Source organism: Brevundimonas sp., assembly GCF_030656255.1.
Classification (GTDB): Bacteria; Pseudomonadota; Alphaproteobacteria; order Caulobacterales; family Caulobacteraceae; genus Brevundimonas.
Genome location: NZ_JAUSOE010000088.1, coordinates 1 through 12,514 on the forward strand (window position 1 = coordinate 1; position 12,514 = coordinate 12,514).

At 66.5% G+C, this 12,514-nt stretch carries 8 protein-coding genes and 1 tRNA gene; 7 read left to right on the forward strand and 2 right to left on the reverse strand.

Going from position 1 to position 12,514, the window contains the following annotated elements; translation table 11 throughout:
• Together Q7J26_RS09340 and Q7J26_RS09345 are read left to right on the forward strand one after the other, a co-directional pair.
• A partial coding sequence (locus tag Q7J26_RS09340; protein ID WP_304936184.1) for an RcnB family protein occupies positions 1-448 on the forward strand: 448 nt, incomplete at its 5' end.
• Positions 449-545: 97 nt separating this feature from the next.
• Positions 546-2,234 (forward strand): cisplatin damage response ATP-dependent DNA ligase, encoded by a 1,689-nt coding sequence (locus tag Q7J26_RS09345; RefSeq protein ID WP_304936185.1) that lies wholly within the window; start codon positions 546-548, stop codon positions 2,232-2,234.
• Positions 2,235-2,248: 14 nt separating this feature from the next.
• On the opposite strand, the gene Q7J26_RS09350 is transcribed toward Q7J26_RS09345, so the two are convergent.
• The gene (locus Q7J26_RS09350; protein WP_304936186.1) at positions 2,249-2,890 is read right to left on the reverse strand and encodes a TetR/AcrR family transcriptional regulator; all 642 of its coding nucleotides are present in this window, start codon (positions 2,888-2,890) and stop codon (positions 2,249-2,251) included.
• 127 nt (positions 2,891-3,017) lie between these two features.
• On the opposite strand from Q7J26_RS09350, the gene Q7J26_RS09355 reads away from it, so the two are divergent.
• The 5 genes from Q7J26_RS09355 (at position 3,018) to galA (ending at position 12,316) form a co-directional block, all read left to right on the forward strand.
• Positions 3,018-4,157, forward strand: coding sequence for an efflux RND transporter periplasmic adaptor subunit (locus Q7J26_RS09355; protein WP_304936187.1), 1,140 nt, complete (start codon positions 3,018-3,020; stop codon positions 4,155-4,157).
• Between the two features lie 3 nt (positions 4,158-4,160).
• Positions 4,161-7,334, forward strand: a complete 3,174-nt coding sequence (locus tag Q7J26_RS09360; protein WP_304936188.1) for an efflux RND transporter permease subunit — start codon at positions 4,161-4,163, stop codon at positions 7,332-7,334.
• Positions 7,331-8,743: an efflux transporter outer membrane subunit gene (locus Q7J26_RS09365; RefSeq protein WP_304936189.1), complete on the forward strand. Its 1,413-nt coding sequence runs from the start codon at positions 7,331-7,333 to the stop codon at positions 8,741-8,743. Before Q7J26_RS09360 ends, Q7J26_RS09365 begins: the two co-directional genes overlap by 4 nt.
• Before the next feature lie 112 nt (positions 8,744-8,855).
• The gene (locus Q7J26_RS09370) at positions 8,856-9,386 is read left to right on the forward strand and encodes a TetR/AcrR family transcriptional regulator (RefSeq protein WP_304936190.1); all 531 of its coding nucleotides are present in this window, start codon (positions 8,856-8,858) and stop codon (positions 9,384-9,386) included.
• Positions 9,387-9,457: 71 nt separating this feature from the next.
• Positions 9,458-12,316, forward strand: coding sequence for a beta-galactosidase GalA (gene galA, locus Q7J26_RS09375; protein WP_304936191.1), 2,859 nt, complete (start codon positions 9,458-9,460; stop codon positions 12,314-12,316).
• Positions 12,317-12,430: 114 nt separating this feature from the next.
• Here galA and Q7J26_RS09380 read toward each other — a convergent pair.
• Positions 12,431-12,506: transfer RNA gene (locus Q7J26_RS09380), tRNA-Thr, on the reverse strand.
• Between the last annotated feature and the right edge of the window lie 8 nt (positions 12,507-12,514).

A 12,514-nucleotide genomic window follows, 5' to 3' on the forward strand; every position in this document is an offset into this window, starting at 1 on the left:
CGCCACCGCCGTGGGCGCCGCCGGCGCCGCCTCGGCCCAGTCTCGTGACGACCGTCGCTACGAACAGCGCCAAGACAACCGCAATGAAAGGCGCGATGATCGTCAGGATCGCCGTGATGACCGCCGCGACTTCCGCCAGGACCAGCGTCAGGATCGTCAGGAGTATCGTCAGGATCAACGGCAGTACGGCCGCTGGCAGCAGGCTCAGCGTCGCTACAACGCCCCGCGCTATGTCGCACCGCGCGGCTATGCGGTTCGCACCTGGAGCTATGGCCAGCGGATGCCGTCCTATTATCGCAGCAACGCCTATGTGGTGAACGACTACGGCCGCTACGGCCTGCGGGCCCCGCCGCGCGGCTATCAGTATGTCCGCAGCGGCAATGACGTGGTTCTGGCGGCGGTCGCAGGCGGTCTGATCACCGCCGTCATCGCCGGCCTGTTCAACTGATCACCGCGTAATCGGATCTGCGCCCCGGAGGGAAACCTCCGGGGCGTTTTTCGTTCTGGGCTGATGGCGACGTCATGAGCGCCCCATATGGATTCCCATGCGCGCCTTCGCCGAACTTCTGGACCGCCTGTCGCTGACCGCCTCGCGGAACGCCAAGCTGGTGCTGGTGCGGGACTATCTGAAGACGACGCCCGATCCGGATCGCGGTTGGGCCCTGGCGGCCCTGACCGGCGACCTGACCTTCGACGCGGCCAAGCCCGCCATGATCCGCAAGGCGGTCGAGGCGCGCGTGGACGGGGTGCTGTTCGGCTGGTCCTATGACTATGTCGGCGACCTGGCCGAGACGGTCGCCCTGATCTGGCCTGCGCCGCTCGACCGTCGGCCCAATCGCGAGCCGGAGCTGGGCGAGGTGGTCGAGGCCTTGCGGACTGCGACTCGCGCCGAGGTCAAGGGTCTGCTGGAGGGCTGGCTGGACGCCCTGGAGCCCAAGGGACGCTGGGCCTTGCTGAAACTGATGACCGGCGGGTTGCGGGTGGGACTGTCGGGCCGGCTGGCCAAGACGGCGGCGGCCATGATGCGGCCCGAGGCGCGTCTGGCCCCGCCGTCGCCGGACGAAGCGGAGACGAGCACGCCCCTGGAGCCGGTGGACGTTTCGGCCATCGAGGAGGTCTGGCATGCGGTCCCGCCGCCCTATGGCGATCTGTTCGCCTGGCTTGAGGGACGGGCCGAACGGCCCAGTCCGGACGCGCCGGGTCGATTCCGGCCGGTGATGCTGGCCGTCGCCGTGGACGAGGCGGTCGATTTTCCCAAGATGGCCCCGGCCGACTACGCCGCCGAATGGAAGTGGGACGGCATCCGGGTTCAGGCGGTGGTCGAGGGCGAGGTCCGCAAACTGTGGTCCCGCACCGGGGACGAGATTTCAGGCGCCTTCCCCGATGTGATGGAGGCCCTGGCGTTCGAGGGCGCGCTGGACGGCGAACTGGTGGTCTGGCGCGACGGCGCCATCGCCCCCTTCGGCGATCTGCAACAACGGCTGAACCGTAAGACGGTGGACGCCAAGACCATGGCGGCCTTTCCGGCGGCGGTGGTCGCCTATGACCTGCTGGCGGACGGGGCGGCGGATTTGCGGAGCCTGTCGCTCCGTGAGCGGCGGGCGCGGCTGGAGACCCTGGTCCAGGGCCATGGCGGCGGGCGGCTGCACCTGTCGCCCCTGGTCGATTATGCCGACTGGGACAGCCTGGCCCGGTTGCGGGCCGATCCGCCGGTCGGGGCGGCGGCCGAGGGGCTGATGTTGAAGCGGTGGGACAGCCCCTATGTCGCGGGCCGCCCCAAGGGGCCGTGGTTCAAGTGGAAGCGGGATCCCCATGTCATCGACGCCGTCCTGATGTACGCCCAGCGCGGGCACGGCAAACGGTCCAGCTTCTATTCCGACTATACGTTCGGGGTCTGGACGGAGGAGGGGGCGTTGACCCCCGTGGGCAAGGCCTATTTCGGCTTCACCGACGAGGAGCTGAAACAGCTCGACAAGTTCGTGCGTGACCACACGGTGGATCGGTTCGGGCCGGTGCGGTCAGTACGGGCCGAGCGGGATTTCGGCCTGGTGCTGGAGATCGCCTTCGAGGGGCTTCAGCGTTCGACCCGGCACAAGTCGGGCGTGGCCATGCGGTTTCCCCGCGTCAGCCGCATCCGGTGGGACAAGCCCGCGCGCGAGGCGGACACCCTCGAATCCGTCATGGCCTTGCTGGACGCCATTGAGACCGGAGGGGGACGGATCGCCAAGCTCTAGGGTCTCGTCACCTGTTAGACCGCGACGCGCTTTTGACCGGGCCTGGGGGCCTGGATCATCAGTTCAAGCTCGCGAAGAATGAGATCCATAGCTGCGCGTGTCGTCGCCACCGCATCATAGTGAGGCTGGACCGCCTTCTGCATCATCAGGCCCATGTTCAAGGCCATCATGATCCTGATCAGGCGCATGCGGTCATCCTGATCGACCTGGCCGTTAGTCAGGGCGGAAAACACTGAATCGAACTTGGCCTGAAGCCGTGTTTCCAAATCGACCAGAATTTGAGCCACGCGCGAATTTCGTCCCGCTTCTGCGACGATTTCCGTCAGTATCCGGCATTGGTCGAGTCCGGGTTGATGGGTGACGTAGTCCTCGATCCACGCGCGAAGCGCTTGGGGACCGCGAGCCGTTTGGTCGTCAAACAGCTTCACGTCTGACAGGAGCATGGAAATATCCTGCTCGCAGATGGCGGCGATGATGTCGTCCTTGCTGCCGAAGTCCCGGTAAATCTGACCCATCTTGATGCCGGAGACCGCAGCCAGCTGCGCCACTCCCGTCTGGTGAAAGCCCTGGTTCACGAACAGGGCGCGCGCGGCGTCGATCAGCGTCTGGCGCCGAGCCTCCGCTCGCTCCTCTCTAACTCCTACCGCCAACGCCATCACGTACTCGCTCTTACTTGACAGACCCCATAGCCGACGACTACCACCGCGACAATAGTGAGTGAGCATTCGTTCACATATGGTTTGCGAGAGGTTACCGATGAAAGTTGTCGCTCCGGCGATTGGTTTGGCGTTGCTCCTCGCGAGCTGCTCGTCACAGCCGCAGCAGGCGCCTGCGGGTCCGCCCCAGGTCTCCGTCGTCACGATCAAAACCAGCCCGGTCACCCTCACGACGGAATTGCCGGGTCGGATCAGCGCGGCCGAGGTGTCGGAAGTCCGTCCCCAGGTGAACGGCATCGTCACAGCCCGCCTGTTCGAAGAGGGCGACTTCGTCCGTGCGGGCCAGGCCCTCTACCGGATCGACGCCGCCCCCTATCAGGCCCAGGTGGCCAGCGCCCAGGCCAGCCTGGCGCGGGCGCGGGCTGCGGTCTCCTCGACCGCCGGTCTGGCGCGTCGCTATCAGGAACTGGTCAAGATCAACGGCATCTCGCAACAGGAGCTGGAAGACGCCGTCACCAGCGCCCAGCAGGCCGAAGCGGATGTTCAGGCCCAGGCCGCCGCGCTGCGCACCGCCCAGATCGATCTGGGCCGGACGACCGTCCGGGCCCCGATCTCGGGCCGTATCGGACGCTCCAGCTTCACGGTCGGCGCCCTGGTCACCGCCTCGCAGGCGTCGCCGCTGGCCACGATCCAGCGGATCGACCGCGTCTATGTGGATATCCCTCAGTCCAGCACCGACATGTTGCGCCTTCGTCAGCAGATCGCCTCCGGCGCCCTGGCCCGTGACGCCAACGGCGCCCGGGTCAAGCTGTTGCTGGAAGACGGCTCGACCTATGCTCAGGACGGAACGCTTCAGTTCGCGGACGTCACCGTGGACGCGAACACGGGCAGCCAGAACATCCGGGCCATCTTCAACAATCCGGACGGCATCCTGCTGCCCGGCATGTTCGCCCGCGCGGTCCTGGTTGAGGGATCGACCTCCAACGCCATCCTTGCGCCGCAACGCGCGGTGAGCCGCGACGCCAAGGGCGGCGCCTCGGTGATGGTGGTCGGGGCTGACGGCAAGCTGCAACCCCGCCCCATCACGACCAGCCGGACCGTCGGACAGGACTGGATGGTGACGTCCGGCCTGCAGCCCGGCGACAAGGTCGTCGTCGAAGGCGCGCAGAACCTTATGCCCGGCACGCCGGTCAAGGCTTCGCCTTATCAGGCCGGCGGCGCGGCGGCAGGGGCCAAGCCCGCACAGCCTTCGGCTCAGGCGCACTGACCGATGGCCCGCTTCTTTATTGATCGGCCCATCTTCGCATGGGTCCTTGCGATCGGCCTGATGCTGGCCGGGGTGCTGGCGATCCGCACCCTGCCCATCGCCCAATTCCCCACCATCGCGCCGCCGGCCGTGACCATCACGGCCAGCTATCCGGGCGCTGACGCCGAAACCCTGGAACGCACGACGACCCAGGTGATCGAGCAGCAGCTGAAGGGGATCGACCACCTGCGCTACTTCTCGTCGTCCTCGTCCTCCGCCGGGACCGCGACCATCACCCTGACCTTCGAGCAGGGCACGGATCCGGACATCGCGCAGGTGCAGGTCCAGAACAAGCTTCAGGCGGCGACGTCGCAACTGCCGACCGAGGTCCAGCGCCTGGGTGTCACGGTCGCCAAGTCGTCGAGCAACTTCCTGCTGATCACCGCCCTCTATTCGGACAATGGCGCCCAGACCCAGGTCGATCTGTCGGACCTGGTCGTCTCCAAGTTCCAGGACCCGATCAGCCGCGTCGACGGCGTGGGGGAAATCCAGACCTTCGGCTCCCAGTACGCCATGCGGATCTGGCTGGATCCGCTCAAGATGTCGGGCTACGGCGTTACCGTCAGCGACGTCACCACCGCCGTCGAGGCCCAGAACGCCCAGGTTTCGGCCGGCCAGATCGGCGCCCTGCCTGCGCCTGAAGACCAGATGCTGAACGCGACCGTCTCGGTTCAGTCCCGCCTTCAGACCCCTGACGAGTTCGGCGCCATCCGCGTCAAGACCAGCACCGACGGCGCTGTCGTGCGGCTGCGCGATGTCGCGCGGGTCGAAATGGGCGCGGAATCCTATGGCTTCCGCAGCCAGTACAACGGCAAGCCCGCCAGCGGCTTCGGCATCAAGCTGGCGCCCGGCTCCAACGCCCTGGACACCGTCACGGCCGTTCAGGCGGAAGTCGCCCGCATCGCCCAGACGCTGCCGGCCGGGGTGAAGGTTACCTATCCCTATGACACCACGCCCTTCGTGCGTCTGTCCGTCGAACAGGTGGTCCATACGCTGATCGAGGCCGTGGTCCTGGTCTTCATCGTCATGTTCCTGTTCCTGCAGAACTGGCGCGCCACCCTGATCCCGACCATCGCCGTTCCGGTGGTGCTGTTGGGCACCTTCGCGGTGATGAGTCTGTTCGGCTACTCCATCAACACCCTGACCCTGTTCGGCATGGTGCTGGCCATCGGCCTGCTGGTCGATGACGCCATCGTCGTGGTCGAGAACGTCGAGCGTCTGATCCAGACCGAAGGGCTGTCGCCCAAGGAAGCCGCCCGCAAGTCGATGGACGAGATCACCAGCGCCCTGGTCGGCATCGCTCTGGTCCTGTCGGCGGTCTTCCTGCCGATGGCCTTCTTCGGCGGATCGACGGGCGTCATCTATCGCCAGTTCTCGATCACCATCGTCACGGCCATGGTCCTGTCGGTCCTGGTCGCCATGATCCTGACGCCGGCGCTTTGCGCCACCATCCTGAAGCCGCATGATGCGTCCAAGAGCCATGGGACCGGGCCGCTGGGTCGTTTCTTCTCCTGGTTCAACGACAGTTTCGACCGGGCGACCGTCAGCTATGAAGGCGGGGTTCGAAAGACCGCGAGCGGTTGGAAACGCTCCGGCCTTATCTATCTCCTGATCTGCGGCGTCATGGCTTTCGCCTTCATGCGCCTGCCTGGCGGATTCCTGCCCGAAGAAGACCAGGGCATGATGATCGCCATGGTCCAAGGGCCGTCTGGCGCGACCCTGGGTCGGACCGACAAGGCGCTGGACGTGGTTCGCAACCACCTGCTGACAAACGAGGCCGCCAACGTCGAGGGCGTCTTCACCATCAGCGGCTTCTCCTTCGCCGGCCAGGGACAGAACGCAGGTCTGGCCTTCGTCCGCCTGAAGGACTGGGAAGAACGCAAGGGCGCGGCCAATGGCGCCCAGGCGATCGCGGGCCGAGCCATGGGCGCCTTCTCGCAATATCGGGACGCCATGATCTTCGCCCTGGTGCCGCCCGCCGTGTCCGAGCTCGGCAACGCCACCGGCTTCGACATGTGGCTGGTCGACCGCACCGGCGCTGGGCATGAAAGCCTGCTGCAGACGCGGAACATGATGCTGGGCATGGCGGCTCAGGATCCGAGCCTGTCCCAGGTGCGTCCGCTCTCGCTGGACGACGCCGCCCAGCTGAAGATCAATATCGACCAGGACCGTCTCGCGGCGCTTGGCCTTGATCTGGCGACCGTCAACAGCACCGTCTCCACGGTCTGGGGCGGAACCTATATCAACGACTTCATCGACCGCGGTCGGGTGAAGAAGGTCTATATCCAGGCCGATCAGCCCTATCGGCTGAAGCCGGAAAGCCTGAGCGACTTCTATGTTCGCGGCGCCTCCGGCGACCTGGCCCCCTTCACCGCCTTCTCCACCCAGTCCTGGGCCCAGGCTCCGGTGCAACTGACCCGTTACAACGGCGAACCGGCCATGCAGATTCAGGGCGGACCGGCGCCGGGCGTCAGTTCCGGGGCGGCCATGTCGGCCATGGAGGCGATCCACGCCAAGACTCCGCCCGGAACCGGGCTGGAGTGGACCGGTCTGTCCTATGAAGAGAAGATGTCGGGCGGCCAGGCGCCTTCGCTCTACGCCCTGTCGCTTCTGATCGTCTTCCTGTGCCTCGCGGCCCTGTACGAAAGCTGGACCGTTCCCGTGGCGGTGCTTCTGGTGGTGCCGCTGGGCGTTCTGGGGGCGGTGCTGGCGGCACAGCTCACCGGCCTGAACAACGACATCTATTTCCAGGTCGGCATCATCACCACCATCGGTCTGGCGGCCAAGAACGCCATCCTGATCGTCGAATTCGCCGAGGAACGGGTGCGGCGGGGCATGAGCGCCATGGAGGCTGCGGCCGAGGCGGCGCGACTGCGGCTGCGGCCGATCCTGATGACCAGCCTGGCCTTCATCTTCGGCGTCCTGCCGCTGGCGATCTCGACCGGCGCAGGGGCAGGGGGGCAGAACGCCATCGGCCAGTCGGTCATCGGCGGCATGCTCAGCGCGACGATCCTGGCCATCTTCTTCGTGCCGATGTTCTTCGTCGTCGTCACCAACCTGTTCAAGTCGCGTAAGAAGACGTCGTCCTCCAATCCCTCCTTTCAGGGCGGCGATCCCGCCGAGAGCGTCAAACCATGATCAAGCCGATCTCAATCCTAATGGCCGGCGCGACCCTGCTGGCGGGGTGCAATCTCGCCCCCGCCTACGTCCGGCCGGAAGGCGTCGTCCCCACGGCGCTTCCGCAAGGCGGCGTCTATCCCGAGGCCGCTTCGAACCCCGTGGTCGTCGCTGATCTCGGCTGGAGCGACTTCTTCACGGATGCGCGTCTGCGCAGCGTGATCGCCCAGGGGCTCGACAACAATCGCGATCTGCGTGTGGCGGCGGCGAACGTGCTGGCGGCGCGGGCGCAATATCGGGTCACGCGCGCCGACCGGCTGCCGACCGCATCCCTCAGCGGTTCGGCGACCTATACGGACAACGCGGCCCAGGTCGCGGCCGCCGGCGCCGCCGCCGGTTCGGACGTGGAATCCTATTCCGCCGACCTGGGGATCTCGGCCTTCGAGATCGACCTGTTCGGACGTGTCCGCAATCTCAGCGAGGCCGCCCTGCAGCAGTATTTCGCCACCGAGGAGGCCCAGCGCGCGACCCGCATCAGCCTGATCGCGGAAATCGCCACCGCCTGGCTCACCCTGGCGGCGGATCAGGACCAGCTCAGGCTGTCGCGGCAAACCCTCGCCAGCTTCGAGGAAACCCGCAATCTGACCCAGGCGCAGTTCCGGATCGGCACCGTGTCCGAACTGGAAGCGCGTCAGGCGGACGTCGAATATCAGGGCGCGCGCAACGACATCGCCGTGCTGGAGACCAGCGTCGCACAGGATCGCAATGCGCTGGAGCTCCTGGTCGGGGCGCCGGTCAGCGCCGACCTGCTTCCGCAGGGACTGAACGACGCGGGCGCCACACTGGCGGACTTGCCGACCAATCTGCAGTCGGATGTTCTGCTGGCTCGGCCGGACGTCCTTCAGGCCGAGCGTCAACTGTTGGCCGAAAACGCCAACATCGGCGCCGCCCGCGCGGCCCTGTTCCCCAGCATCTCGCTGACGGCGTCGGTCGGCAGCGCCAGCTCGGCCCTGTCGGATCTGTTTGCGGACGGCAGCTACGCCTACACCGTCACCCCGGGCATCAGCCTGCCGATCTTCGACGCCGGCCGGCGGCGCGGCAATGTGCGCCTGGCCGAGGCCAATGCGCAGGCGGCCGTCGCCAGCTACGAAAAAGCCATCCAGACCGCCTTCAAGGAAGTGGCTGACGCCCTGGCTCAGCGCGGCACGATCAACGAGCAGATCGCGGGACAGACGGCGCGGGCGGAATCGGCCCGTGCGGCGGCCAACATCTCCGACGCGCGGTACCGGGTCGGCGTCTCGTCCTTCCTGGTGGCGCTGGACGCGCAGCGCACGGCCTATAGCGCCGAGCAACAGCTGGTCTCCACGCGCCTGAGCCGGGAGACCAACCTGGTCGAACTGTACCGCGCCCTGGGCGGAGGCCTACGTTGACCACCCGGTCCGGGCGGTTCGCCCCTGTCATGCTCGCATCATGACGGGGGCGGGCGTCCCTGAAGACCGAGAGGCGATCTCGCCGGCGCCGGCCAAACGCAGTAAGCGTGTCATGCGGCGTCGGCTGGGCCCCCAGGTCACACGCGACGCCATACTTTGCGCCGGACGCAAACTGTTCACCCAGCGCGGTTTCGGCGCCAGCCTGCGCGAGATCGCCGTCGAAGCCGGGATCGATCATGCCCTGGTCTATCGGCATTTCGAGTCCAAGATCGACCTGTTCAACCAGATCTTCGATCACAGCCTCGACGAGGGCGATGACCGCGTGGGACCGAACGGCCGACTGATCCTCAGCCCGGGCCACATCGACGATCTGGTGCGAGTCGCGGTCCGGTCGGCGTCGGACCCGGCCGCAGCGGCTTTGATCTGCGACATATTCGAACGTCGATTGATTCCGCCCCTTGCGGCGTCTCTGGGCGGAGAAGGTGGGGCCGAGCGCGCACGGATGCTCCTGGCGATGGCGGCGGGGGTCGAAGTCGTCCGCGAAAGCCATGCGCTATCGGACGCCGAGCACCAGGCCATGGAAACCCTGCTGGCTCGGATTGTCAGCGAAATCCTGACCTTGCCTGTGCCGCCCCTGGGCTGACCACTGGATCGACGGCGTATGCCGCGCAAAAGCGCCTTGGCGGTTTGATTGTGACATGCAAAAATATTTTCATGTATGCAAAACCTACGCGACGCGGCGCGCTGTTCGGCGCGGTTGGTCTGGCGGCCCTGGCTCGTGCAGGCGGGGCCTTGGCCTGGGCGCCCGAACCGACTGTTCGGCCGCGCGACACACGGTTTCTGGATCGAGGATGGCGTTTCCATGCGGGCGACATTCCGATGCCGGAGGTCAAGGGGCATGGGTGGAGCTATGCGAACGCCAAGGCCGGTAACGCCTGGGGTGCGGCCTCGGTCAATTTCGACGATTCGGAGTGGCCGGACGTCCGCCTGCCGCATGATTTCGTGGTCAGTCAGCCGTTCGATCCCGAGGCCAATCTGTCCCAAGGCTATCGTCGGCGCGGCGTCGCCTGGTATCGGCGCACCCTGCGGTTCGATCCCCAGGAACGCGGGCGGCATCTCGAACTGGAGTTCGGCGCCGCCGCGACCCATGCGACGGTCTGGTTCAACGGCACCGTCGTTGATCGTAACTTCAGCGGATACAACGGCTTCTCGGTCGATCTTACGTCTTTCGCCCGTTATGGCGACCTGACCAACAGCCTCGTGGTTCGGGTCGATGCGGAACCGATGGAGGGCTGGTGGTACGAAGGCGGCGGTCTTTATCGGCACGTCCGCCTGACCAGTCGCGACCCGCTGCATATCGCGACGGACGGCCTCTACGCCGATCCGCGCCGGGAGGCGGACGGTCGGTGGCATGTGCCGGTCGAAGTGACCCTTGCGAACATCGCCGAACACGAGACGCCCTGCGAGGTCACCGTGGAACTCCGCGCTTCGGACGGCGCGGTGATCGCCCGCGGCAAGGCGTCCGCCCAGGTCGCGGCTCTTGGGGAAGCCAGGGTCAGGCTGGATCTGGACGTGGCCGAGCCCCGCCTGTGGTCGGTCGCCTCGCCTAGCCTGTATGACACCACCGCCGTGGTGCTGAAGCGTGGCGTCGAGTGTGATCGTGTGAGCCAGTCGATCGGCTTCCGTTCGATCCGGTTCGATGCGGCGGAAGGGTTTTTCCTCAACGACGTCCCGATGAAGATTCACGGCGCCTGCGTCCATCAGGATCACGCCGGGGTCGGCGTTGCTGTGCCGGACGCCCTGTGGGCCTTCCGCATCCGCCGCCTGAAATCGATGGGCTGCAACGCCATCCGCATTTCCCACCATGCGCCGGCGACGGCCCTGTTGGACGCGTGCGACCGGCTGGGCATGCTGGTTCTGAACGAGAACCGGGTCTTCAATCCGTCGCGGGACTATATCGAACAGTTGGAATGGCTGGTGCGGCGCGACCGAAATCGACCCTGCGTCTTCCTGTGGTCCGTGTTCAACGAGGAGCCCATGCAGGGCACCGAACAGGGCTATGAGATGGTCCGCCGCATGGTCGCGGTCGTCAAACAGTTGGACGACAGCCGGCCCGTGACGGCGGCGATGAACGACGGGGTCTTCACCCCGATCAATGTCTCCCAGGCCGTCGATGTCATGGGCTTCAACTATCAGCAGGACAAGTACGACCAGTTTCACGCGGCGCATCCGGAGATTCCACTGATCTCCACCGAAGACACCAGCGCCTTCCAGACGCGGGGCGCCTGGGCGACGGATCGTGCGGCCCATGTCATGGCCGAGGACGACAGCGAGGCGGCCGACTGGGGCGCGACCCACAGGAAGGCCTGGCGCATGATCGCCGAACGCCCGTTCGTCGCGGGGGCCTTCGTGTGGACCGGGTTCGACTACCGGGGCGAGCCCACTCCTTTCGACTGGCCCAGCGCGTCCAGCTTCTTCGGGGCCATGGACCTGTGCGGCTTCGCAAAGGGCGCCTACTACCTCCACCGCGCCCAGTGGGTGCAGGACGAGCCCGTTCTCCACATCCTTCCGCACTGGACCTGGCCCGGAAGGGAAGGGGAGGCGATCAAGGTGATGGCGTTCAGCAACGCCCACGAGGTCGAACTGCGTCTCGACGGCCACGTGCTGGAGCGCCAGCGGGTCGATCCCTATGAGATGAACACCTGGTTCGTCCCCTATAAGCCGGGCCGCCTGGAGGCCGTCGCCTATCGCGACGGCGAGATCGTCGTCCGAACCGCCGTGGAGACGACGGGTGCGCCCGTCCGGGTTCGTCTGACGCCGGATCGACCCCGCATGAACGGCGACGGCGTGGACGTGCAGCCTGTTACGGTCGAGGTCCTGGATGCGCGCGGACGGCCTGTGCCGGTCGCGGACACGGAGATCCGCTTCTCGATCACGGGCGGGGACATCCTCGGCGTCGGAAACGGCGATCCCAACAGCCACGAGCCCGAGACCGGTGATCGCCGCCGTCTGTTCAACGGCCTGGCCCAGGTGATCGTGCGGGCGGGAGAGCCAGGAAACGCCGCTCTGCGGCTGCGCGCCGAGGCGACGGGTCTAGAACCCGCCGTGCTCGCCGTTCCGCTGGACAGGGCCGCGCCGCCGCCGTCAGTCCCCGTCGCCCAGCCGGTCATGGTGATCGGCGGGTGGCGGATGTCGCCCGTTCGGGACACCGCGCCCGACTTCGACTGGATTCCGTCGGACAGCGATCAGAACAGCTGGCAATGGCTGCAGCCGGGCGACGGCCTGCCGCCTGCCACGACGTCAGGCTATGTGCTGTACCGCGTCCGGTTCACGCCTTGGCGCTCGATCCAGACCGACGGCGGGATGCTGGATCTCGCCCAGTCTTCGGGCGATGTCGAAGTCTGGCTGGACGGCGAAGTCGTGGCGCGCGAGGCTGCCGGCCGGCCGCTCAAAGTCATGCTCCCGCCGCGTGAAGGCGAACGCGACCTCGTCCTGAGGATCCGCGTCACGCCCGACGTATCGACCGGTCTGACGGGGGTCGTCGTCGCACGACCGCGCGATAGCGGCGGTTAGATCGGGAGAGGTGCGTGTCAGCGACGCGAGTGCGCTGGGCAAGCCCCGCTTCATTCGCTTCAATCGGAGCGGGTGCACCAAAAAGGCGCCAACTATGGGCTCCAGGTCATCAAGTGGTGCCGGTTGCAGGAATCGAACCCGCGACATCCAGTTTACAAAACTGGCGCTCTACCAACTGAGCTAAACCGGCCCCGTCTT

Bases quoted from the DNA above. Each gene is read 5' to 3' on its own strand.
- Q7J26_RS09350 (WP_304936186.1), bottom strand. From the start codon at position 2,890: ATGGCGTTGGCGGTAGGAGTTAGAGAGGAGCGAGCGGAGGCTCGGCGC.
- Q7J26_RS09370 (WP_304936190.1), top strand. From the start codon at position 8,856: ATGCGGCGTCGGCTGGGCCCCCAGGTCACACGCGACGCCATACTTTGC.
- Q7J26_RS09345 (WP_304936185.1), top strand. From the start codon at position 546: ATGCGCGCCTTCGCCGAACTTCTGGACCGCCTGTCGCTGACCGCCTCG.
- galA (WP_304936191.1), top strand. From the start codon at position 9,458: ATGTATGCAAAACCTACGCGACGCGGCGCGCTGTTCGGCGCGGTTGGT.
- Q7J26_RS09360 (WP_304936188.1), top strand. From the start codon at position 4,161: ATGGCCCGCTTCTTTATTGATCGGCCCATCTTCGCATGGGTCCTTGCG.
- Q7J26_RS09365 (WP_304936189.1), top strand. From the start codon at position 7,331: ATGATCAAGCCGATCTCAATCCTAATGGCCGGCGCGACCCTGCTGGCG.